The 21,623-nt window shown below is 54.6% G+C and carries 23 protein-coding genes; 9 read left to right on the forward strand and 14 right to left on the reverse strand.

Features of this window, described 5'->3' with window-relative positions; all coding sequences use genetic code 11:
* Window positions 1-37: 37 nt before the first annotated feature.
* The 7 genes from CA832_RS03140 to CA832_RS03170 all read left to right on the forward strand — a co-directional run bounded on the left by CA832_RS03140 (window position 38) and on the right by CA832_RS03170 (window position 6,060).
* The gene (locus CA832_RS03140) at window positions 38-1,138 is read left to right on the forward strand and encodes a CNNM domain-containing protein (RefSeq protein WP_088340097.1); all 1,101 of its coding nucleotides are present in this window, start codon (window positions 38-40) and stop codon (window positions 1,136-1,138) included.
* Window position 1,139: 1 nt separating this feature from the next.
* Window positions 1,140-1,649: a methylated-DNA--[protein]-cysteine S-methyltransferase gene (locus tag CA832_RS03145; protein WP_088340098.1), complete on the forward strand. Its 510-nt coding sequence runs from the start codon at window positions 1,140-1,142 to the stop codon at window positions 1,647-1,649.
* 217 nt (window positions 1,650-1,866) lie between these two features.
* Window positions 1,867-2,574: a 3'-5' exonuclease gene (locus CA832_RS03150; protein ID WP_088340099.1), complete on the forward strand. Its 708-nt coding sequence runs from the start codon at window positions 1,867-1,869 to the stop codon at window positions 2,572-2,574.
* Window positions 2,575-2,655: 81 nt separating this feature from the next.
* Window positions 2,656-3,597 (forward strand): helix-turn-helix domain-containing protein, encoded by a 942-nt coding sequence (locus CA832_RS03155; RefSeq protein ID WP_088340100.1) that lies wholly within the window; start codon window positions 2,656-2,658, stop codon window positions 3,595-3,597.
* A 90-nt stretch (window positions 3,598-3,687) separates the two neighbouring features.
* Window positions 3,688-4,260: a nuclear transport factor 2 family protein gene (locus CA832_RS03160; protein ID WP_088340101.1), complete on the forward strand. Its 573-nt coding sequence runs from the start codon at window positions 3,688-3,690 to the stop codon at window positions 4,258-4,260.
* 275 nt (window positions 4,261-4,535) lie between these two features.
* A complete protein-coding gene (locus tag CA832_RS03165; protein ID WP_088340102.1) occupies window positions 4,536-5,129 on the forward strand; it encodes a hypothetical protein in 594 nt (197 codons plus the stop codon).
* 244 nt (window positions 5,130-5,373) lie between these two features.
* The gene (locus CA832_RS03170; protein WP_088340103.1) at window positions 5,374-6,060 is read left to right on the forward strand and encodes a DUF4386 domain-containing protein; all 687 of its coding nucleotides are present in this window, start codon (window positions 5,374-5,376) and stop codon (window positions 6,058-6,060) included.
* Between the two features lie 37 nt (window positions 6,061-6,097).
* Here the strand turns inward: CA832_RS03170 and CA832_RS03175 are convergent, their stop codons facing one another.
* Window positions 6,098-7,063, reverse strand: a complete 966-nt coding sequence (locus CA832_RS03175; RefSeq protein ID WP_088340104.1) for an endonuclease/exonuclease/phosphatase family protein — start codon at window positions 7,061-7,063, stop codon at window positions 6,098-6,100.
* 79 nt (window positions 7,064-7,142) lie between these two features.
* Between CA832_RS03175 and hflX the strand changes: the two genes are divergently transcribed.
* Window positions 7,143-8,372, forward strand: coding sequence for a GTPase HflX (gene hflX, locus CA832_RS03180; protein WP_088340105.1), 1,230 nt, complete (start codon window positions 7,143-7,145; stop codon window positions 8,370-8,372).
* 245 nt (window positions 8,373-8,617) lie between these two features.
* Here hflX and CA832_RS03185 read toward each other — a convergent pair whose 3' ends face one another.
* The 13 genes from CA832_RS03185 to CA832_RS03245 form a co-directional block, all read right to left on the reverse strand.
* A complete protein-coding gene (locus CA832_RS03185) occupies window positions 8,618-9,544 on the reverse strand; it encodes a DUF3078 domain-containing protein (RefSeq protein ID WP_088340106.1) in 927 nt (308 codons plus the stop codon).
* 69 nt (window positions 9,545-9,613) lie between these two features.
* A complete protein-coding gene (locus CA832_RS03190; RefSeq protein WP_088340107.1) occupies window positions 9,614-10,120 on the reverse strand; it encodes a DUF2480 family protein in 507 nt (168 codons plus the stop codon).
* 11 nt (window positions 10,121-10,131) lie between these two features.
* Entirely contained in the window at window positions 10,132-10,461 is a 330-nt protein-coding gene (locus tag CA832_RS03195) for a DUF59 domain-containing protein (RefSeq protein WP_088340108.1), read from the reverse strand.
* A gap of 19 nt (window positions 10,462-10,480) precedes the next feature.
* Window positions 10,481-10,915 (reverse strand): SufE family protein, encoded by a 435-nt coding sequence (locus CA832_RS03200; RefSeq protein WP_088340109.1) that lies wholly within the window; start codon window positions 10,913-10,915, stop codon window positions 10,481-10,483.
* An 81-nt stretch (window positions 10,916-10,996) separates the two neighbouring features.
* Window positions 10,997-12,223: an aminotransferase class V-fold PLP-dependent enzyme gene (locus CA832_RS03205; RefSeq protein WP_088340110.1), complete on the reverse strand. Its 1,227-nt coding sequence runs from the start codon at window positions 12,221-12,223 to the stop codon at window positions 10,997-10,999.
* 71 nt (window positions 12,224-12,294) lie between these two features.
* Complete coding sequence (locus CA832_RS03210; RefSeq protein WP_088340111.1) at window positions 12,295-12,861, reverse strand: outer membrane protein; 567 nt, start codon at window positions 12,859-12,861, stop codon at window positions 12,295-12,297.
* 101 nt (window positions 12,862-12,962) lie between these two features.
* Window positions 12,963-14,279, reverse strand: a complete 1,317-nt coding sequence (gene sufD, locus CA832_RS03215) for a Fe-S cluster assembly protein SufD (protein WP_088340112.1) — start codon at window positions 14,277-14,279, stop codon at window positions 12,963-12,965.
* A gap of 19 nt (window positions 14,280-14,298) precedes the next feature.
* Window positions 14,299-15,051: a Fe-S cluster assembly ATPase SufC gene (gene sufC, locus CA832_RS03220; protein WP_088340737.1), complete on the reverse strand. Its 753-nt coding sequence runs from the start codon at window positions 15,049-15,051 to the stop codon at window positions 14,299-14,301.
* 5 nt (window positions 15,052-15,056) lie between these two features.
* The gene (locus CA832_RS03225; RefSeq protein WP_088340113.1) at window positions 15,057-15,935 is read right to left on the reverse strand and encodes an N-acyl homoserine lactonase family protein; all 879 of its coding nucleotides are present in this window, start codon (window positions 15,933-15,935) and stop codon (window positions 15,057-15,059) included.
* Window positions 15,936-15,940: 5 nt separating this feature from the next.
* Window positions 15,941-17,386 carry a Fe-S cluster assembly protein SufB gene (sufB, locus tag CA832_RS03230; protein WP_088340114.1) on the reverse strand — a complete coding sequence of 482 codons (1,446 nt, stop codon included), beginning with the start codon at window positions 17,384-17,386 and terminating at the stop codon, window positions 15,941-15,943.
* Window positions 17,387-17,408: 22 nt separating this feature from the next.
* A complete protein-coding gene (locus CA832_RS03235; RefSeq protein ID WP_088340115.1) occupies window positions 17,409-17,738 on the reverse strand; it encodes a HesB/IscA family protein in 330 nt (109 codons plus the stop codon).
* A gap of 122 nt (window positions 17,739-17,860) precedes the next feature.
* The gene (locus CA832_RS03240; RefSeq protein ID WP_088340116.1) at window positions 17,861-19,231 is read right to left on the reverse strand and encodes a hypothetical protein; all 1,371 of its coding nucleotides are present in this window, start codon (window positions 19,229-19,231) and stop codon (window positions 17,861-17,863) included.
* Window positions 19,228-20,511 carry a choice-of-anchor B family protein gene (locus CA832_RS03245; RefSeq protein ID WP_088340117.1) on the reverse strand — a complete coding sequence of 428 codons (1,284 nt, stop codon included), beginning with the start codon at window positions 20,509-20,511 and terminating at the stop codon, window positions 19,228-19,230. The genes CA832_RS03240 and CA832_RS03245 overlap by 4 nt, the downstream gene beginning before the upstream one ends.
* Window positions 20,512-20,564: 53 nt before the next feature.
* Here CA832_RS03245 and thiL point away from each other — a divergent pair, with 53 nt between their 5' ends.
* Window positions 20,565-21,617, forward strand: coding sequence for a thiamine-phosphate kinase (gene thiL / locus CA832_RS03250; RefSeq protein ID WP_088340118.1), 1,053 nt, complete (start codon window positions 20,565-20,567; stop codon window positions 21,615-21,617).
* Window positions 21,618-21,623 lie beyond the last annotated feature (6 nt).

The following is a 21,623-nucleotide window of genomic DNA, read 5'->3' on the forward strand; positions in this document are numbered from 1 at the left end:
GAATTTATTGTAACTTAGTCTTCAACAATCGACTTACATGGGCTTACTTCTCTTTTACGCCTTTATCTCCATTTTCTTCTCTTTCCTCTGCTCCATTCTGGAGGCTGTATTGCTTTCGGTAACCCCTTCGTTTATCAACGTCAATAAGAAAAATGGGAAACACTGGGCCGAAGCCCTGGAGAACCTCAAGAAGGATGTGGACAAACCCCTAATTGCCATCCTGACCCTCAATACCGTGGCACATACGGTAGGGGCCATCCTGGTGGGGGTACAGGCCAAAGCCGCCTATGCTGAGAGTTATGGCCAGGCCCAGCACGATATCTTCGGCCTTCCTTTTACCGAAGACCTGATGGTGGGGGTGGTATCCACGCTGATGACCATCCTTATCCTGGTAGCATCGGAAATCATCCCGAAAACCCTGGGGGCCACCTACTGGAAGAAATTGGCCAACCCTTCTACGCGTATCCTAAACGGGATGGTCTGGCTGTTGCGGGTTACCGGCCTTATGTGGATGTTGCAATTATTCACCCGCCTCATCGGAAAGGGGCACGCCCACAGCGTCCTCAGCCGGGAGGAGTTTACGGCCATGGCCGATGTGGCCCATGAAGAAGGGGTTTTCGAGGAATCTGAATCTAAGGTTATCAAGAACCTGCTGAAATTCTATGAGATCCGGGTTAAAGATATCATGACCCCCCGGGCCGTGATGAAAATCGCCCCGGAAGACCAGACCATCGCGGAGTTCTTCGAGGAAAACCCCAGACTTCGCTTTTCGCGTATCCCCGTGTACCAGGACCAGGAAGACCAAATCACCGGCTTCGTCCTTAAGGATAATGTCCTGGAGGAAATGATCAATGACAACGGGGATTCCCCCCTGTCCGAAATCCGCCGGGACCTGCTGGTAACCCGCCGGGATACCCCCATCCCCCAACTTTTCGACACCCTCATCAGCAAACGAGAACACGTGGCCCTGGTGGTGGACGAATACGGCTCGGTGAGCGGGCTGGTTACCATGGAGGATGTCATAGAAACCCTTCTGGGCCTGGAAATCATGGACGAGAGCGACAACGTTGCCGACCTGCAGGCGGTGGCCCGTAAGCGGTGGGAAGACCGCGCCAAGAGAACCGGGATAATCGAATAACATGGAAGAGGCCCGCATCCGGACCCCCCTGGGAACCGCCACCCTCCGAGGGGATGAGAGCGGGGTATGTTCCATCTCGGTAAGCGATGGCCACCTGGAGCAGGAGGTGGTACCGGAGGTGCTTGCCCAGGCCTGCATCCAGTTGCAGGAGTATTTCAGGGGGGAACGCCAGCGCTTCGATTTCCCCATCCGGCCCGAAGGCACACCCTTCCAGCAGCGCGTCTGGCAGGAGCTGCGCAAGGTGCCCTATGGCCATACCCTCTCCTATCTGGAACTGACCAAAAAGCTGGGCGATGTAAAGGCGATTCGGGCGGTAGCGTCGGCCAATGGGCGGAACCCCCTTTGGATTGTTATCCCCTGCCACCGTATTATCGGGTCCGATGGGTCCATGACCGGATACGCCGGGGGCATACATCGGAAAAAATGGTTGTTGAACCACGAGAGCCCCACGCCCCAGCAATCGTTGTTCGGTTCCGGAACCGACCAGGCGGTCGGGAAACATACCTTTTAGCCCCTCTTTTTCTCAGAATTGCGCATTTTACCGGGAACAAGGGGCGCTTTTCCCATAGATAGCGCTCGTGGGTCTAGGGTCCGCCCCGGCGGAAACCGACCTGGTGGTCGGAATGGGGTTTTTAAGGACCTTGCGGGTTTCAAACGCCGATTTGGCCTGAATTACTGCTGGGAAACTTCAGAATCTTTGTATTTTTTCGGGTCCAAACCCCCGGCATATGCTGCAGCGGATCCCACTTGAAAACATCTTGTTCCTGGACATCGAAACGGTGCCGGAGCAGGCGTCCTATTCGGAACTATCCGAGGAGGCCCGGGAGTTGTGGGAACAGAAAACCCGATTCCAGCGCAAGGAGGAATTCACCGGGGAGGAGTTCTACGAAAGGGCTGGCATCTGGGCCGAGTTCGGGAAGGTCATCTGCATATCGGCCGGCTACTTCCAGCCCGGGGAACGGCTGTTCCGCCTGCGCAGTTTTACAGGGACGGAGCCCGAACTGCTTTCGGAGTTCAGCAAACTATTGGGTGGGTACTTCGGACGCCGCAACCGGATGCTGTGCGCCCACAACGGCAAGGAATTCGACTTCCCCTACCTGGCCCGGCGGATGATCATCCATGGCATCCCCCTGCCGGACAAGCTGAACCTCTTTGGCAAAAAGCCCTGGGAAGTACCCCACCTGGATACCATGGAGCTCTGGAAATTCGGGGACTTCAAACACTACACCTCCCTGCGGCTGCTGGCCCATATCCTGGGCATCCCCTCGCCCAAGGAGGACCTGGACGGCAGCAAAATCCGATCGGTATATTATGAGGAGGGGGATATGGAGCGCATTGTGAAGTACTGCGAACTCGACGTGGTTACCACGGCCCAGATATTCCTGAGGTTCCGTGGGGAGGAGCTCTTGGGCCAAGGACAGATCGTCCATGTCTAATAATCTTTATCTTACATCTGAATACCGGGGCCAATCAAATATTCGTGTATAAACCCCTAGTAAAGGTTCTGCTTTTAGCCAATGAAAATCGACATCTGCATATCCGAGAATGTAAATCTCCAGTTCAAAGACAAGATGGGGGGTCAGGAACTGGAGAACGGGTTTGTAGTAGATCCTAATGTTGGCACGAATAACGCCAGGTGCATTTATGTCGAGTTCCCTGGCAATTTGGAACTCTATCATTTCGGGTCGACCCAATTCAGGGAACCCCTGGAGATGCACACCACCAACCCCCCGGATTCGAAGTGGTTGCTGATACACATTAACCTCTCCCGGTTTAGCCAGCAAAAGCGAATTGGCACAGACACCATTTATTTTCAACGAAATCTACCCATTGGTATATTATTCTGTGGGCCGGGCCTGGAAATGAATACGGTAATTCCCCCGGGAATCGAAACCGAAGTACTATCCATTCGGTTTCAGAAGGACCTTATTAAAGCCTATTTGCCCGGGCTGAGGGAATCCATAGATCTGAACCGGCATATCGCCTATGAGGATATAGACGAGGAGCTCAGTGCCCTATTGGTTCATATCGTGAACACCATGGACAATAAGCTTTCCTGTCATGCACACCTGCTGAACTTCCTCAGCCACTTTTTCGAGAAGTTGTCGAAACATCAAAAACCGATTGGCATTGATAAACTCCATCCGGAAGATCTCCAGCGTATTATGGAGATTTCTACAGTTTTAAGAGACCCCCTTGCCGGACCGATACCCTCTCTGGAAGAACTGTCTAAAGAGGCACATATGGGAATTACAAAGTTCAAGGAATCCTTTAAAATGGTTTTTGGCCTGGCACCCCTTCAATACCGAAACCGGATTAGAATGGAGTATGCCCGGGAAGAACTCATGAATAAAAAGCAGACGGTGTCCGAATTGAGCTATACACTCGGCTATTCCCATCCTTCTAATTTCACCGCTGCATTTAAGCGGTTTTACGGGAAACTTCCGTCTTCCTTATGAAATCCGGCTTTCTGCACTACGGATCCGGCTTTTTCCATTAAACCTCTGGCTATTCGCTTGTGCATCTTTGGATTATAAAATTCAAAGATCATGTATAAACCGCTCTTCATTTTATTGTGTTGTCTCTGTACCCATGCCCTGGCCGTTTCTCAGGATTCACTGGTCCCACAAACCGAGCGCAACAAGGAAATTGCCAGGAATTTTTATAAGGACCTATGGTTCAGGAACAATACCGGGAATTACCGCAAGTATGTTGCCGACACCTATACGGTCCACGATATAGGCGACAGAAAGGGAGTCACTGAAAATGCCGTAGAACAAAAGAATATTGCCGATTTTTTCTGGGCCAATGGTACCCTCAAACCCGAGTTCGATTTTCAAATGGCGGAAGGGGATTTGGTGGCTACCCGATGGATTGCAGGCTATGAGCCCACGACCATCCTCGGCAGGCTTTTGATCGGAAAGAATCCGATCGCTATTATCAATGTCTTGCGATTCGAGGATGGCAAAATTGTCGAGTTCTGGAACCACAGGCATGATATCGATTCAAACCAAACCCTGAAATTCGTTTTAAAGGGCCTGCTGATGGGTATCGCGATAGCCCTTGTCCCTGCCTTCTATGCTTTCAGGTTAAGAAGAAAACTCAAAAAAATGCAATCCTAGCAGGCGCTTTCTGTTTTTGTTCGGGAAACAGCGGTTCGTCTCTGAACCGCTGTTCTTTTTTTATGCGGGGGACTACTTTATCGGACAGAACGCGTTACACCAAACCCCCATTTAGGGCAGATAAAAAGGAAATTGGATCCGGCTATTCTGTAACAAACCCACCTGCTATCAGTCCTATGGTCGTACCCATCCGGGAAGATGTCTGGATTGGACATCGATTGGACACCCCCCGGTATTACTTCCCGATAAAGACATCAACATCATCAGAAAATAGAATGAAGAGACAACTCGTATTTGGTTTCGTGTTAGCCCTTATGGGCGCCTGTAACAGCCCTGGAAATTCGGATGTCGCCCTGCAACCCACTCTGGCCGATTATGAAGTAGGCGAAAAATGGGTTTGGAAATACAAGGGCGTCACCACCTCCGGAGAAGTGCGCTCAGAAGGGGAAGATACCCGGAAAATAGTCAGCGCAGACGGCAAATTGGGGATGATCATAGGCACAGATACTATTCCTGTGGCCGATATCGTAAAGCCCGATGAGAGTGAAACCCCAAAGTATGACTGGCCACTTGAAGCGGGTAAAAAATGGAAGTATGAGGTGAATTGGACCAGTCAGGACGGCACAACAGGGACCCAAAGCCAGGATGCTGAAGTGGTATCCTTCAAAGAAGAGACGGTAGAGGCGGGAACCTTTATGGCGTACACCATTCAATACAAGGGGACCATCACAAATTCCAGAGGGTATAGTGCAGAGACGGATGAGGTTTGGTTATACGCCCCAGCCGTCAAGAGCTTCATAAAACTCACCCAGGTCCAGGATGATTTTCATTACGAGGAGGAATTGATCGAATATTCGAAACCGCAATAAATCCGAGAAAATACCAGTGCCCGGGATTCCCCTCGCCTAAAAGGAGGCGCTACGGGATCAAGGGGTTCACGGACCGGATTTCCCCGGGATAATAGCGTATTGGGCGCGCTCAGATTACTGCAGTGTAACAGGGCTCGCGTCGTGACGGGACCGTTTTCATGGCGAACCCAAAACCAACGATTAAACGCGACAGGGAAGCCAGCCAACAGACAAATCACCTAAGAACCAAAAAGCTTTTAAGACTATGGATGAACAACACCTACAGCGACCCTTGGTCAGGACAGCCAGAATAGCGGGAGCCTGGTATTTATTACTCGCGGTTTCCGGGATTCTTGGGTTTATCGTACTCCACCCCCAGGTGTATGTTTCAGGGGATCCGGGACAAACACTCTCCAACCTTTCAGGTTCCGGAACGCTTCCCAGCCTGCGCCTGATGTGCGAAATCCTGATTGTCTTGTCTCAAGCCCTGGCCGCGTTTTCGTTCTACAGGTTATTCAGGAGCCTTGGGGGTTGGCAGGCCTGGGCCGTTGGAATTTGGGGTACCGTCAACGCCATTGTTATTCTTTTCAGCGCTATTTCCATGGCGTCTGCCATCGCCATAGCAAATTCCGAATCGTTGTCCTATGCCGACAAATTACTGCCTATCGAACTTTTGATGAACTTCATTTCCCATTCATGGGCCATAGGAGGGATTTTCTTCGGGCTTTGGCTCATCCCTATGGGCCATGTTATTATTACCTCCAAGAGGATGCCTTTGTGGTTGGGTCAAACCCTGATCCTGGGAGGAGTGGGTTATATCCTTAGTACTTTCATTTATTATGCCGGGATCAAACATCCCTTTTTGAATTTCCTGACCATTCCCGCCACCCTCGGGGAATTCTGGATGATTGCTTATTTGTTGATTTATGGCGTACGACCCCGGAGGGGATAAGGGTGTATCTTTTGGATAGCGGGTTACAGGGCTGAATTCACCCCTCCCGCTCCAAGTGCACATACACCGGGAAATGGTCCGAATACCCGCCCAGGTAGTTCCGGCCTACATAGGTCCGGAAGGGTTTTCCCTTGTAGGGCTCGTTCCATTCCTGCAGGAATTCCGGGTCGAAGATATCGGCATGGGAGAAGCGGTGCGTCCCGGGCTGGTAATTTAAAAAGGTATGGGAGAGGAGGATCTGGTCGAAGAGCATCCAGGTGTCCCGGTATTTGGCCGAGCCCCGGTCCGGGCGGAAGAGCTGCTGCATGGGGTTGTGCAGGGCTGCGGATTCCTCGAGGTGTTTCAGGCTTTCCGAATGGGGGTCGTCGTTGAAGTCCCCCATCACGATGGTATTGGCCTCCGGGTTTTCGCTGCGGATTTCCCATATCCGGTCCCGGACGGTCTGTGCTGCGGTCATGCGCTTGTGGGCGGTTTCCGAGTCCCCGTCGCGACGGGAGGGCCAGTGGTTCACAAAGATGTGAACATGCTCTCCATTGATCCAGCCATGCACATGGAGGATGTCCCGCGTAAAGTCCCGCTGCCCGTCCGGCTCGTACACCAGCAAGGGGATCACCTCCTGCCCTTCCGGTTCAAAATGCTCCCGGTGGTAACACAGGGCGGTGTCAATACCCCGCTCGTCCGGGGAGTCGAAGTGGACATATTCCAGGCCGCTGCCCTTCAGGGTGTCGGTAGACAGGAGGTCGTCCAGCACGGATTCGTTTTCCACTTCGGCCATGCCCAGAAGTACCGGGAGGTCCAGGGGCCTGCCCCTGCCCATTTGCCCGATGGCCTTCCCGAGCTTTCGCAGTTTGTTCTCATAGCGCTCCGGGGTCCAGCGCTTGAAGCCCCCCGGGGTAAAATCGTCATCCAGCAGGGTGGGGTCATTTCGGGTGTCGAAGAGGTTTTCCAGGTTGTAGAATCCTACCGTGCACGCTTCCAGGGGCTGTTTGGGGTTCTTGGCCATATAAAGGGGTCGTATTGCGGTTCAAAATACAAAAAAGACTTCGCGCCGATTGCGTAGCTTTGCAGGGTGAGATTTGCCTATGCTGGAGAAAACCGACATATCGTATGAAAAAACCGTGCTCATCGGGGTCATCACCCGGGAGCAGCCGGAAGAAAAAGTACAGGAATACCTGGACGAACTTGAATTCCTGACCTACACGGCCGGGGGGGAGGTCATCAAGCGCTATGTGCAGCGTATCGATGTGCCCAACCCCAAGACCTTTATCGGTAGCGGGAAACTCGAGGAGGTACAGGCATACGTAAAGGAGCACGAAGTGGGCTCTGTGATCTTCGATGACGAACTTTCCCCTGTGCAGCAGCGCAACATCGAAAAACAGCTGCGGTGCAAGATCCTGGATCGTACCGGCCTGATCCTAGATATTTTTGCTCAGCGTGCCTCTACCCACTATGCCAGGACCCAGGTGGAACTGGCCCAGTACGAATACCTCCTCCCGAGGCTCACGGGGCTCTGGACCCACCTGGAGCGCCAACGCGGGGGTATCGGGATGCGCGGCCCGGGGGAGACGGAAATCGAAACCGACCGCCGGATTGTCCGGGACCGGATTGCCCTGCTCAAAAAGCGCCTGGCCAAGATAGACCGCCAGATGGAAACCCAGCGTGGCAACCGGGGTGCCCTGGTGCGGGTGGCCCTTGTGGGATACACCAACGTGGGTAAGTCTACCCTGATGAACGTCATCAGCAAAAGCGAGGTCTTTGCCGAAAACAAGCTCTTTGCCACCCTGGATACCACCGTGCGGAAGGTGGTGCTGGGCAACCTCCCATTCCTGCTGAGCGACACCGTAGGGTTTATCCGCAAGCTGCCCACCCAGTTGGTGGAGAGTTTTAAAAGCACCCTGGATGAGGTCCGGGAGGCAGACCTGCTGCTCCATGTAGTGGATATTTCCCACCCCAGTTTTGAGGACCACATTGCATCGGTGAACCAGATCCTGTCCGAAATCGGATGCACGGACAAACAAACCCTGATGGTGTTCAACAAGATTGACCTGTACCGGCCGGAGGAACTCGAGGAGGACGACCTGGTTACCCCGCGGACTACCCGGCATTATTCCATTGAGGAGTGGGAACAAACCTGGATGCAACGGGTATCCGGGGAAGCCATCTTTATTTCGGCCCTGAAAAAGGAAAATCTCGAAGCGTTCCGACAACGCGTCTACCAGGCCGTTCGCGACATCCACGTGACCCGTTTTCCCTATAATAATTTCCTGTATCCGGAAAACCTGGATGCCTATAGCGGGGGAGGGGAAAGCTAGGCTGAGGCTTTCGTCGATGAAATCGGACACCTCGTCGTTCTTACCACATCCTGAGGCAAATTAGCCACATTTTTTGCGGTTAAATGCGGATATCCTACTATCTTTATGCTGTGTTTAAGTGATAGTGTTTATTCCGGATCGTACCAGCAACGATTGCTACGTAACCAGATGGTATGAACCTACCCCAACAAAAAAGCCCCGGCGTAAACGCCAGGGCTTTTTTCTTTTAGCCTCGTTCCTGGGGCTTAGAATTTATAGCTTAACCCGAGGGTCCAGTAGGTCTGCAGGTCGTTGTCGATGTTGTCGAAGGTAGCCCCGGTGTCTCCCAGGGTATTGATGGCATAGTTCAGCGCCTCTTGTTTGTTGCTGCGCAGGCCAAAGTCGAAACCAACCCCGATTTTACTCCAAAGGGTATAGCTGAAAGAGTTGATCCAGGTCCAGTTGCTCAAATCGCCGCTCTTGTAGCTCATAAAGGCCGAGAGGTTCGATTTAAAGGCGATGGCTCCGATATCGCGGGTGTAGTCGGCCACAATTTTAGCACCCATGGAAGACTCGAAGATGTCTTCTTCATCCGAGAACACAAAGTTGTAGTTGAGCGGGTGGATCACCACAATAAGATTTTCAATAGGCGTCCAGGTACCCCCCACACCAAGGTCGAGATACCCCGGATTATTGAAGTTGTTCAAAAGGGTGGAGCGGTATTCCCCCAGGGCGGAGATGGCAAATTTCTCGCTGAGTTTCCGACCGTAGAGGGAGCTGAGGTTAAAAACGTCCACAGCCTCGCGGAAGCTGTCATTATCCGTGGGGTCGTCCTTGTCGTCCAGTTTCACCCAGCTCAGGTTAACATTGGCCGCGTTTCTCCAGAAAAACTTTTCCTGCTTGAGGTTGGCAAAGGCGTTAACGGTAAAACCGATTGTCCCGGAGGAGTTGTTTGGCAGGCCCTGGGCATACCAGTTGCTGAAGTTCGACAGGCTCCCCCCGATGACCCCGAAGGCCCCGACTTTCCACCCTGGCAGGGCATCGATCTGCCCCTGAATGGCATCGGCACGCCCCTGGATGGCTTTAATGGAGTCCTTTGTTTCGGCCAGTGCCGCCTTCAGTTCGGCTTCCGTTTGGGCCTGGGCTACCCCGGCCAGCAGGAGGCAAAAGACCCCCAGTACAATCTTTCTCATGGTTTGATAGTGTTTAAGTTATGAACAACAAATGTAGTTATTGTTTATAAACAGGCATGGTTATTAACACTATTTCCTCTTGTACAGGGGAACGGAGGAACAGGCTTCGCCGAATTGAATGGAGCGGGCCTCCCCCATGAGTCGGGAAAGGGCGCCCACATATGCTGACTCGGGTACGGGGACCTGGCTGCAGCCCTTGATGATAACGGGCTTGTCCCGGAAGGGCTCCAGGTCAAGGGCTTGTATGGCTTCTTCAAGGAGGACGGTGTCGAGCAATTGCCGCGACCCCACTACCACCTTCCGTGCATAGGGCCCTAAATGCATACTTATCAACATATAAGCCCAGGAGGGGACAATGGCGTCGCTTGCGCAAAACAAGTGGACATACCCGTCCTGGTAGGCGGACCAGTCATACTGGGCCAGGGCGTCCCTAAAGGGTTTTTCCCGAAGGATGAGGCCCTGGTCCAGCCACTGGCTGATATCTATGCCATGACGGGGTCCCCTGGGGTAAAAGTCCTCCAGGTTAAGGGTAACCAGGGGGCTTTTGGAAACGCGGTTGACAATTTCTCCTTCCATGGCCAAGGGTTTCAGAGCAGTCCGAGTTCGAGTTTTGCCTCTTCACTCATGAGCTCCTGGGTCCAGGGCGGGTCGAAGGTAATCTCCACCTCTGCCCCATTGACCTGGTCCAGGGACTTGACCTTTTCCTCCACTTCCATGGGCAGGCTTTCCGCTACCGGGCAGTTGGGGGAGGTAAGGGTCATGAGGATCTTGACGTCCCGGTCCTCATTGACGAAAACGTCGTAGATCAGGCCCAGTTCGTAAATATCTACCGGGATTTCCGGGTCGTATATGGTCTTGAGGACCCGGACGATGTGTTCGCCCAGTTCCCGCGTATCTATATTTGTTTTTTCCTCCATTGCTAAAACGTTGAGACGGCTAGGATTCCAGCTGGGTTTCGTAGGCCACGGCATAGAGCTTCAGCTGCTTGATCATGCTCACCAGGCCATTGGCCCGCGTGGGCGACAAGTGCTCCTTCAGCCCTATTTCATCTATGAAATCGGTTTTGGCCGCAATGATGTCGGCCGGTTTCTGGTGGCTGAAGGCGCGGATCAGGATGCCGATAATCCCCTTGGTGATGATGGCATCGCTGTCTGCCGTAAAGACCAGTTTCCCGTCCTGGAGCTCGGCATGTACCCATACCTTGCTCTGGCACCCCTTAATGAGATGGTCGTCCGTTTTGTACTGGTCTTCTATTTTGGGGAGGGACTTCCCCAATTCGATCATATACTCGTAGCGCTGCATCCAATCGTCGAACATGGAGAATTCCCCCACGATATCTTCCTGGATGCTCGCAATATCCTGCTGTTCCATACACGCAAAAATACGATAATATAGGCTCGGATTCAATCCGGATCCGGGCCAATACGGCTAAAAATAGGCTATTGTCCCACCTTATGAAAGCATCATCCGGGCCTTTTCGACCCCGGCGGCCAGGCGGTCTGCCTCCTGGAAGGTGTTGTAGAAGGAAAAACTGGCCCTTACGGTCCCCGGGATGCCGTAAAAATCCATAATCGGCTGGGCACAGTGGTGCCCGGTGCGCACGGCAATCCCCATCTTGTCCAGCAGGGTACCCACATCGTAAGGGTGAATCCCCTCCAGGTTAAAGGAGATCACCGAGGTCTTCTCCCGGGCCTGTCCGTAGATCTGCATCCCCGGGATGCGCTCCAGGGCTGCAGTGGCATATTCCAGCAGTTCCTTCTCGTAGGCGGCGATCTTCTCCATGCCAATCCCGTTGAGATAATCCAGGGCTGCCCCAAAGGCAATCCCGCCACAGATGTTCGGGGTGCCTGCCTCAAATTTGTGGGGCAGCCCGGCATAGGTGGTCTTCTCGAAGCTCACGGTTTCGATCATTTCGCCCCCGCCCTGGTAGGGCGGCAGTTTCTCCAGCCATTCCTCTTTCCCGTACAGGGCGCCTACTCCGGTGGGGCCACACAGTTTATGGGCGGATACGGTGTAAAAGTCCACATCCAGGGCCTGCAGGTCCGCCGCAATATGGGGGGCAGCCTGGGCGCCGTCTATGAGGACGGCCGCACCAACTCCATGGGCCACTTCGATGATGGCTTTAATGGGGTTTACCGTCCCCAGGGCATTGGAGACGTGGTTGCAGAAGACCAGCTTTGTCTTGGGCGAAAGCCCATCCAGGAAAGGCTGCAACTGCAGTTCCCCCTTCTGGTCCATGGGGATAACCCGGAGCCGGGCACCGGTGCGTTCGCACAGCATTTGCCAGGGGACGATATTGGAATGGTGTTCCATGGCCGAAACCCAGATGTCATCCCCTTCGGCCAGAAAAGCGGTAAAGCCCTGGGCGACCAGGTTAATCCCGTGGGTGGTACCGGAAGTCATGATAATCTCGTAAGGCTTCGCGGCATTGAAGTGCTTCTGGATTTTTACGCGGGCTTTCTCGTAGGCATCGGTGGCTTCCTGGGAAAGGGTATGCACCCCCCGGTGGATGTTGGCGTTGTAGCGCGAATAATAATCCACAATGGCGTCAATTACCTGTTGGGGGGTCTGGGAGGTGGCCGCATTGTCCAGGTAAAGCAGGGGTTGCCCGTTTACCTCCCGGGAGAGGATGGGAAAATCGTTTCGGATTTTGCTGACGTCAAAAGCGGTGGTCTCCATAGGGTGCAAAGATACCGAAGGCGCGGGAAAAAAGCCTAAGGGACTGGGAGTTTCTGAGCGGTTTTACCGCATCAGAACCGGAAGCCTACCCCAATCTTACCCAGGCCTACGGTCCGGCTGGGGGAGTCGCCGGAAAGGAAGATCCATTGGGTGTCGGCACCGAGGAACCACCGGGGCGCAAAATCGTACCTGAGACCAAGGCCAAGTGAAGGACCATTGTTGAGGTCTTTGCCCTGAACACGCCCATTTGTGTCGAAGAAAGCAGGGTCGCGGGTGGACCGGTTAAAGCTCCACCCCAGGTTGCCGGTAAGCCATAGCTTTTCACTAGAAGTAAGGGGCAATTCGGCAAAGAGCCGGGGCTGGAGGAAGAAATCCCGGTACTTTTCTTCCTGTATGGGGTCGCTGTCGTTGATGAAGGTGGTGGCGAACCATACCCCGTCCAGGGCAACCCCCACCCGGGCTTTGCCCCACTCTGCAAATCGGTATTTAACCCCAAGGCCCAGCAGGCCTTCGTTGGAAGACCCGAAGGACTCCCCTATGGAAACCGGGTAGTAGGCTTCTACGCTCCAGTCCCTTTCCTGGGCCCGGACCATTAAACCAAAAACAAAGAGGAAGAACAGGAAGAAATAACGTTTCATAAGGAGCTGGTTTGAGTGTTTTAGCACCCTGAAACTAAAAGCCCTTCCGTTGGGAAGGGCCTTATAAATTGTTAATTAGGAAAACTTTATGCTGTCCCTCCCTACAGATCGAAGCCGATATCCACCCCGAGTTTCTGGGCGATAAGTTTGTTGATACGGGCTTTCACTTCCGGGATGCGCACGCTTTCCAGCACGTTGTTTGCAAAGGCATACATGAGCAGGGCAGAGGCTTCCTTTTCAGGGATGCCGCGGCTGCGCAGGTAGAACAAGGCATCTTTGTCTAACTGGCCAATGGTACAGCCATGGGAACAGCGGACGTCGTCTGCGAAAATCTCCAGCTGGGGTTTGGTGTTGACCTCGGCCTTGTCTGAGATCAGCAGGTTGTTGTTCTGCTGGAAGGCATTGGTTTTCTGGGCCAACTGGTCTACAATGATCTTCCCGTTGAAAACACCCGTGGAGCGGGAGCCGAAAATACCCTTGTAATCCTGGTGGCTTTCGCAATTGGGCTGCTGGTGGTGCACCAGGGTATGGTGGTCCACATGTTGCTTTTCGCCCAGGATGGTCACCCCTTTCAGGGTAGATTGGATGCGTTCGCCGTCCTGGTAGAAATTCAGGTTGTTTCGGGTGAGTTTCCCACCAAAAGAGAAGGTGTGTACACTTACCTGGCTATTTGCCTTCTGGTCTATGTAGGTGTTGTCGATAAGTGAGGCTGTACTGGCATCGTTTTGCACCTTGTAGTAGTCCACAATAGCATTTTTCCCGGCAAAAATTTCGGTTACCGCATTGGTAAGCACCTCGTTTGAGGTCAGGCTCTGGTGCCTTTCGATGACCTGCAACTCGGCGTTTTCCTCCACAATGATCAGGTTGCGGGGCTGCAGCATCTGGGCCGCCTCATTCCCGGTGGAAAAATGGATGATTTCCACAGGCTTGCGGGGGGCCTTGTGTTTGGGGATGTAGATGTAGGCACCTTCCCGCGTAAAGGCGGTGTTGAGGCTGGTCAGGGAATCTTCCCGGGAGGCCACCTTATTGAAGTACACGTCAATAATGGGGCGGTACATCGGTTTGGAAAGGGCCGAACTCATCAGGCAGATATCTACCCCGTCGTGCGTGGTTTCGGAGAGGTAGGAGCTGTAAATCCCGTCAATAAACACGATTTTATAGGTATCTATCTCGTGCAGGAAATAGGCTTTCACATCCCGGTATTCCAGGTCGCTGTCGGCCTTGGGGAACAGGCTGAAGTCTACGTTCTGCAACCCGGCAAGGGAGGTGTATTTCCAGGCCTCCATCTTCCGGTGCGGGAACCCTTTGGCTTCGAAATTCTTAAGGGCCTCCGAGCGCATTTCGTGCACGGGGTCATCCAGGTCCACCTGGTTTTCGAATGCCATAAAGGAGGCGATGAGTTTTTCCTTTAATTCCATGGGGATAATGCCTTTTCCGTTAGACTACGGTTTCCTGTTTGATCCAGTCGTATCCTTTTTCTTCCAGCTCCAGGGCCAGTTCCTTGTCTCCGGACTTAACGATTTTCCCATCGTGGATCACGTGGACAAAATCCGGGACGATGTAATCCAGAAGGCGCTGGTAGTGGGTAATCACCACAAAGGCGTTGTCTTCGGACTTAAGCCGGTTTACCCCGTTGGCCACTACGCGGAGGGCATCGATGTCCAGGCCGGAGTCGGTTTCGTCCAGGATGGCGAGTTTGGGCTCCAGCATGGCCATCTGGAAAATCTCATTCCGTTTTTTCTCGCCCCCGGAGAAACCTTCGTTCAGGGAACGGGAGAGGAACTTGCGGTCTATTTCCAGCAGGGCCGCCTTTTCGCGGATCAGCTTCAGCATCTGGTTGGCAGGCATATCGCCCAGGCCTTGTGCCTTGCGCGTTTCATTAATGGATGTCTTCACAAAGTTGGTCACCGATACTCCCGGGATTTCCACAGGGTACTGGAAGGAGAGGAAAATCCCCAGGTGGGCCCGGTCTTCCGGAGCCATATCGTCCAGGTCCTCGCCCTGGAACAGGATTTTCCCTCGGGTTACTTCGAAGTCTTCCTTCCCGGCAATCACGGAAGCCAGGGTACTCTTGCCCGAACCGTTGGGGCCCATAATGGCGTGCACTTCACCCGGCTTTACCTCCAGGTTGATTCCTTTGAGGATTTTTTTGTTCTCCACACCGGCGTGCAGGTTCTGTATCTTAAGCATAGACATTATTTTAGGTAATTGGGTGCCTGAGGCATTGTATTAAAATCGTCCCGGCTGTGCTGCAGGTAGACGCGGGCGCCAGTGGAGTCGGCAAACGCTTCAAAGGCCCGCATGCTGGCCAGGGTTTGTTTTACATCGGAATTAAAAATCGGTACGCGCTTGTTGAGGCGGTTCAGTTCCAGGTGGTACAAATCGCCGCTCAGCAACAGGGGGCCATGCTGTGGCAGGTCCAGGAACAGGGCACAATGCCCAGGGGTATGGCCCGGCATATATTTGATCACCACCGTCCCGTCTCCAAAAACATCGTAGTCCCCGGAAATCTGCTTGACCTTTTCAATGTCGTTCACGGCATGGAACATATCCGGTTGGGCGGCTTCCATTTCCGGGCTGGAAATCCAGGCGTATTCGGATTCCTGCACCAGCCAGGTGGCTCCGGGCAGGGCTTCGGCATGGCCGCTGTGGTCAAAATGCGTATGGGAAAGTGACAGGAAATCGATGTCTGCCGGCGTCATCCCGATAGCTGCCAGTTGGGTCGCCAATGAATCGGGGCGGGAAACAGAAAAGTTGCCGTCCGGTGAGGTATAGGGTTCAGGCATGCCCACCAGGCCCTGAGAGAGGCCGGCGTCCCACATCAGGGTCCCCTTGGGGTGCACCACTACATAATAGGCGTCTGCAAACTCAGCGGTCTGCCCTCGGTAGACGGAATCCTGGGCAAACAGTTCCAAATTGTTGACCATAACCGTGCCCCCATCCAGGGTATAAAGGCGGATATCAGGGGCCATGACCTGCTGGGCTTCCGCTACTTCGGCCTGCTGCTTCTCTTTACACCCGGCAAGGGAGATCAGGGTTGCCAGCACTAAGGCTATGTAAAAGGGTCTTTTCATCTGCCTTATCCTACAGAGCCCTCCAGGCTTATTTCCAATAATTTCTGGGCTTCCACCGCGAATTCCATTGGCAGCTTGTTCAGGACTTCCTTACTAAAGCCGTTCACGATCAGGGCAATGGCCTTTTCGGTATCGATCCCCCTTTGGTTGCAATAGAAGATCTGGTCTTCCCCGATCTTACTGGTGGTTGCCTCGTGTTCGATCTGAGCCGTCTTGTTGCGGGCCTCGATGTACGGGAAGGTATGCGCACCGCACTGGTTGCCCATCAGCAGGGAATCGCACTGGGAGAAATTCCGTGCATTTTCCGCCCGGCTGCCTACCTGTACCAGGCCCCTGTAACTGTTCTGGGATTTTCCGGCCGAGATCCCCTTGGATATGATCGTGCTGCGCGTGTTTTTCCCCAGGTGGATCATTTTGGTGCCCGTATCGGCCTGTTGGTGGTTGTTGGTTACGGCGATGGAATAAAACTCCCCTATGGAGTTATCCCCTTTCAGGACACAGGACGGGTATTTCCAGGTAACGGCGGAACCGGTTTCCACCTGCGTCCAGGAAATCTTGGCATTGGTTTCGCAGAGGCCCCTTTTGGTCACAAAGTTGTACACCCCGCCATGGCCGTCCTTGTCTCCGGGGAACCAGTTTTGTACGGTGGAATATTTGATTTCGGCATCGTCCAGAGCGATGAGTTCCACCACGGCAGCGTGTAGTTGATTCTCATCCCGCGAAGGGGCGGTACACCCTTCCAGGTAGCTCACATAGCTGCCCTTGTCTGCCACGACCAGCGTGCGCTCGAACTGCCCGGTCCCGGCCTGGTTGATCCGGAAATAGGTGGAGAGCTCCATGGGGCAGCGGACCCCTTTGGGGATGTAACAGAACGAGCCGTCTGAGAATACCGCGGAATTCAGGGCCGCGTAAAAGTTGTCTTTCTGGGGCACTACAGTTCCCAGGTATTTGCGTACCAGCTCCGGGTGTTCCCGGATGGCTTCGGAAATGGAGCAGAAAATAATCCCCTTTTCCGCCAGGGTTTTCTTGAAGGTAGTGGCAACCGATACCGAGTCCATGACAAAATCCACGGCTACCCCGGCCAGCTTCTTCTGTTCTTCCATGGGGATGCCGAGCTTTTTGAAAGTCTCGAGCAGTTCCGGGTCTACCTCGTCCAGGCTGTTGTACTTGGGTTTCTTGTTGGGGGCGGAATAGTAGGAGATGGCCTGGAAATCTGGTTTCTTATACGAGACATTGGCCCAGTCCGGCTCCTCCATTTCCTTCCAGATACGGAAGGATTCCAGGCGCCAGTCCGTCATCCACTGCGGCTCTTCCTTTTTACGGGAAATGGCAACGACGATTTCCTCGTTCAGGCCGTTGGGCAGGGTATCGGATTCGATATCGGTATAGAAACCATATTCGTATTCCTTGGTTTCCAGTTCCTTCTTTAATTCCTCTTCGGTATAAGCCATGGCAAATGCGTTATAAAATCAATCAGAGTGAAAAACTCTCCCCGCAGCCGCAGGTGCGCTGGGCATTTGGGTTGTTGAAGACGAACCCCTTCCCGTTGAGGCCCCCCGAATATTCCAGGGTGGTCCCTACCAGGTAGAGGAAACTCTTCTTATCCACAATGATGCGGACGGCATTGTCCTCGAACACCTTGTCGTTCTCCGCAACCTCGCGGTCGAAACGCATCTCGTAGGACAACCCACTGCACCCGCCGCTTTTAACGCCCACCCGGATGTAATCCGTGGCGGCGTCGAAGCCTTCCTCCTGCATCAGCGCCGTCACGCGCTGGCGGGCTGTATCGGACACCTTGATCATTTTAAAATGGATTTATTCTAAATAGTTCACAAATATAGGGACAATGGGGCATTCCACCGCAATTCCTAACATTATTATAACGCATAGGGCCATTGGGGGTATCTATACGCCATTGCCCTGGCTTACCGGTACTTGAGCAGCACCAGGTCGGTCATTCCCGATGAAGCCGTTCCCGCCCCGCCCGGCTCGGCCAATTCCCCGGCGAGCAATACGGACCCATCGGCCATGGGAAAGGCATCGAACCCGAGGTCGATTCCCGGCCCTCCGTAGGTGACCATACCCAGGTTTTCGCCTCCCGGGCCGATATGTAGTAGTAACAAGTCGTTTTCGCCCGAATTGCCCAGGGTAGACGTTTGGCTTCGGGTAGTCCCGGAAATGAAGTAGGTGCCGTCCGGGGCGCGGCGTATGCTTTCGGCGGCGTCGAAGGCCGGCCCGCCATAGCTTTGTTCCCATTTCAGCGTTCCGGATTCGCTCAATCTGACTACCCAGATATCAGCCTCGCCCAATGGGTTGCTCACCTCCCCGTCTGCACTGAAACTATGCCCGGCTACCAGGTACCCGCCGTTGGGGTCGGCAACCAGGTCTGCGGCCGTATCGATCCCGCTGCCCCCCAGGTTGCGCTCCCATACCAGACGGCCCATGCCATCTACCTTGACCACCCAGAAATCGTAGCTGCCCTTGGGGTCAGAAATGTCGAAATCCCCGCTTTCGGAGAACCCCGCCATCACAAATCCCCCATCCGGGGAGGCTGCAACGGCATGGGCCCGGTCGTTGTTGGAGCCCCCGAAATAGAATCGCCAGAGCAGTTCCCCGGAGGCACTCACCTTAGTACACCAGAACTCACCCACCCCGTGGTAGGTGCTCGTGGTCCCCTTGTCTGTAAACCCGTCTGCCCGGGCTGCAGTCAGGTCCAGGAACCCGATAAAGACCAGGCCCCCGTCCGGGGTTTCCACCAGGTCATAGGAGTGGTCGTGGCCCGAAAAGCCGAAACTCCGCTCCCAGAGAATATTACCCCCAGCGTCCAGCCGGAGCACCCAATTGTCGTGGAACCCCTCGTTGTTGCTGCCGTCCCCGTCGTCGCTCATGGCGTAACCGGTAAGGGCATAGCCGCCATCGGAGGTCTGGATCACTGCCTGGCCGCGGTCGTCCTTGCTACCTCCGTAGGTCCGGCTCCATTCCAGGTTTGCCGCGGCATCGAATTTCATAAGCCAGTAGTCATTCACCGCCAGGGGTTTTCCGTTCAGGTCCCCATCGGTGCTTTCGGTAAACCCAAGCACGGCAAAGCCGCCATCCTGGGTGGCGATCACCGACCGGGCCGATTCGGACCCGCTCCCCCCATATGTGCGGACCCATTCCAGGGTCCCCCCGAAAGGCTCCGGCCCCGGGTCTGGTTCCGGGGGGTCCTTTTCACAGGCCAGGGCAGCGGCCAGGAGCCACCCGCCAAGCAGGATGCGGGGAAGGCGGCTGAAACTATGGATGTCTTGAAATTTCATGGGGAAGGCCTTACGACAAAAAATCCGTTGCTGATGTCGTTAATCAGGATAAGCCCGCTTTCCAGGAAGGGGTAAATGCTCCAGACCCCGTCGAATTCCGTAGCATTCGAGGCTGGGAAGGTGTCGAAATAGCCGCTTTCCGTAAGCGCCTGACCTCCGATCCCGGAGAGGTCCACTACACGAAGCCCGGCCGTGTAATTGGCCAGGTAAAACCGGTCGCCCTGTACGTAGCCGTTGTGGTCTATGGCCGCGGTAGGGCCGTTATAGGTAAAGCTCAACACAGGATTGTCCAGGTCGGCAAGGTCGAATACAAGGGTTCGGGAAGGCAGGCCGAACTGGATTTCGTCCAACTCATCTCCCAAAAGAAAATAGCGCTGGTCTTCTGTAAACCAGCCCTGGTGCGTATACCCCAGGTTCGGGTAGTTGAGCCCGCTTATCCGGGTGGGGTTTGCCTTGTCGGTAACATCTATGAGGGTTACTTCGTTCTCGTTGGCGCCGATGTAAATCTCACGGCCGGTGTAATCCGTATCGGGCCCGGAGTAGGTCACCACCTGGGCGTCGTGGGAGTAGCCGGAGGCGGCATACCCACCTGCTGCCTGAGGGCTGGCCGGGGAGGAGAGGTCGATGAAATGCGGCCCGCCCTGGAAGGTCCCCGTCCCCACGGCATAAGCAAAGCCGGTATTTTCATTGATGACGATGTTGTGCGCGTTGCCGAAGCCGGTATAGACGGCAGTGGGGGAAAAGGTCACAGGGGGGTTGGCCACGGAGCGGAGCTGCTGCAGATCGAACACCTGCATGCCATGACCTCCGGCTTCTGAAACAATGTACGCATGGTTGGCATAGACCTTTACGTCCCGCCAGATGCTGGCTGTGGTTTCCGTGGGCAGGGTCCCCAGCAAGAGGGGTGCCTCCGGGTCCTCCAGGGAAATGAAGGCTGTGCCATTGTCCAGGCCCACCAGGGCGTATTCGGTTCCCGATTGCGGATCGGCCCACCCCCAGATATCGTTGGCCGCGGCTCCCCCAAGCTGCTCCAGGCTGAAGCGCCCCACCAGGTCGAACCCGGAGCAGGGGTACGGCCCGGCCAGGCCATTTTCGCAGGGTACCGCGTTACTGAAGGCAGGGGGCGTTTCCCCGTCACCCCCTCCCGTAGGCGGTGTATTCGGATTTTGGTTCTGGGGGTTGGAAGGGGGGGGAGCATCATCGGCCTTCGAACAGGAGGCCAACACAGCCATCCCCGCGAGAACCAATGCCCAAAAGGCTTTTGGCCAGTTCCGTTTCATGCACTTTTTCTTTAAATATACATCTTAATAACGTTACGCCTTACTTTTGCGGTATGTTTGAGAATAAAGACCAGCAGCGCACCGACCTTGAATCTTTGGGTGAATTTGGCCTGATAGACCACCTGACCCGCCACCTGAAACCCATCCACCCGAGTTCGCGAACCGGCGTGGGCGACGATGCCGCCGTACTGCGTCACGGGCAGGCAGACCTGGCCTGGTCTACCGACCTGCTTGTGGAAGGCGTGCATTTCGATCTGGCCTACACCCCCCTGGCACACCTGGGGTATAAGGCCGTGGTGGTGAACCTGAGCGACATCTGCGCCATGAATATGAAGCCGGCACAAATCCTGGTTTCCATAGCTGTTTCCAACCGCTTTCCCCTGGAGGCCCTGGAGGAACTCTACAAGGGTATTGGTCGTGCCTGTGAAGTATACGGGGTAGACCTCGTGGGAGGTGACACCACTTCCTCCAACAAAGGGCTTATCATCAGCGTCACGGTAATAGGGGCCACACGGGTAGGTGCCCCGGTCCTGCGCAGCGGGGCTTCCCCCAACGACCTGTTGGTGGTGAGCGGTGACCTGGCAGGGGCATACATGGGGTTGCAGGTCCTTAGGCGCGAACAGGAAGTCTTCCGGGCCAACCCTAACCACCGCCCTGACCTGGAGCCGTATTCCTACATTGTGGAACGCCAGCTCAAACCCGAGGCCCGTACCGATGTGGTGGAGCTGCTCGAAAAGCTCGAAGTAACGCCTACGGCCATGATCGACATCAGTGACGGGTTGTCTTCCGAGGTATTGCACCTGTCTAAATCCGGGAAGGTTGGGTGTGCCCTGTACGAAGAGAAAATCCCACTGGACCCCACGGTGATTTCGGTTTGTGAGGAATTTGGGTTGGACAGTACTACGGTGGCGTTAAGCGGGGGGGAGGATTACGAGCTCTTGTTCACCATCCGTCAGGAGGACTTCCCCAAGATAAAAGGAAACCCCAACCTCAGTGTCATAGGCCATATGACAGAGGCGGAGTCCGGGTGCCACCTCATTACGCGTGGTGGCGCTGCCATCCCCCTGCAGGCGAGGGGCTGGAATGCTTTTTCCCAGGAGGGTTAGGGGGAA

This window comes from Robiginitalea sediminis (assembly GCF_002198115.1).
GTDB lineage: Bacteria > Bacteroidota > Bacteroidia > Flavobacteriales > Flavobacteriaceae > Robiginitalea > Robiginitalea sediminis.

Coding starts and splice junctions, on each gene's coding strand:
- sufB (WP_088340114.1), bottom strand. CDS start 17,386: ATGGCTTATACCGAAGAGGAATTAAAGAAGGAACTGGAAACCAAGGAA.
- CA832_RS03195 (WP_088340108.1), bottom strand. CDS start 10,461: ATGGAGGAAAAAACAAATATAGATACGCGGGAACTGGGCGAACACATC.
- CA832_RS03170 (WP_088340103.1), top strand. CDS start 5,374: ATGGATGAACAACACCTACAGCGACCCTTGGTCAGGACAGCCAGAATA.
- CA832_RS03175 (WP_088340104.1), bottom strand. CDS start 7,063: ATGGCCAAGAACCCCAAACAGCCCCTGGAAGCGTGCACGGTAGGATTC.
- CA832_RS03150 (WP_088340099.1), top strand. CDS start 1,867: ATGCTGCAGCGGATCCCACTTGAAAACATCTTGTTCCTGGACATCGAA.
- CA832_RS03140 (WP_088340097.1), top strand. CDS start 38: ATGGGCTTACTTCTCTTTTACGCCTTTATCTCCATTTTCTTCTCTTTC.
- sufC (WP_088340737.1), bottom strand. CDS start 15,051: ATGCTTAAGATACAGAACCTGCACGCCGGTGTGGAGAACAAAAAAATC.
- CA832_RS03205 (WP_088340110.1), bottom strand. CDS start 12,223: ATGGAGACCACCGCTTTTGACGTCAGCAAAATCCGAAACGATTTTCCC.
- CA832_RS03200 (WP_088340109.1), bottom strand. CDS start 10,915: ATGGAACAGCAGGATATTGCGAGCATCCAGGAAGATATCGTGGGGGAA.
- CA832_RS03240 (WP_088340116.1), bottom strand. CDS start 19,231: ATGAAATTTCAAGACATCCATAGTTTCAGCCGCCTTCCCCGCATCCTG.
- CA832_RS03210 (WP_088340111.1), bottom strand. CDS start 12,861: ATGAAACGTTATTTCTTCCTGTTCTTCCTCTTTGTTTTTGGTTTAATG.
- CA832_RS03185 (WP_088340106.1), bottom strand. CDS start 9,544: ATGAGAAAGATTGTACTGGGGGTCTTTTGCCTCCTGCTGGCCGGGGTA.
- CA832_RS03190 (WP_088340107.1), bottom strand. CDS start 10,120: ATGGAAGGAGAAATTGTCAACCGCGTTTCCAAAAGCCCCCTGGTTACC.
- CA832_RS03245 (WP_088340117.1), bottom strand. CDS start 20,511: ATGAAACGGAACTGGCCAAAAGCCTTTTGGGCATTGGTTCTCGCGGGG.
- CA832_RS03155 (WP_088340100.1), top strand. CDS start 2,656: ATGAAAATCGACATCTGCATATCCGAGAATGTAAATCTCCAGTTCAAA.
- CA832_RS03145 (WP_088340098.1), top strand. CDS start 1,140: ATGGAAGAGGCCCGCATCCGGACCCCCCTGGGAACCGCCACCCTCCGA.
- hflX (WP_088340105.1), top strand. CDS start 7,143: ATGCTGGAGAAAACCGACATATCGTATGAAAAAACCGTGCTCATCGGG.
- CA832_RS03225 (WP_088340113.1), bottom strand. CDS start 15,935: ATGAAAAGACCCTTTTACATAGCCTTAGTGCTGGCAACCCTGATCTCC.
- thiL (WP_088340118.1), top strand. CDS start 20,565: ATGTTTGAGAATAAAGACCAGCAGCGCACCGACCTTGAATCTTTGGGT.
- CA832_RS03165 (WP_088340102.1), top strand. CDS start 4,536: ATGAAGAGACAACTCGTATTTGGTTTCGTGTTAGCCCTTATGGGCGCC.
- CA832_RS03160 (WP_088340101.1), top strand. CDS start 3,688: ATGTATAAACCGCTCTTCATTTTATTGTGTTGTCTCTGTACCCATGCC.
- CA832_RS03235 (WP_088340115.1), bottom strand. CDS start 17,738: ATGATCAAGGTGTCCGATACAGCCCGCCAGCGCGTGACGGCGCTGATG.
- sufD (WP_088340112.1), bottom strand. CDS start 14,279: ATGGAATTAAAGGAAAAACTCATCGCCTCCTTTATGGCATTCGAAAAC.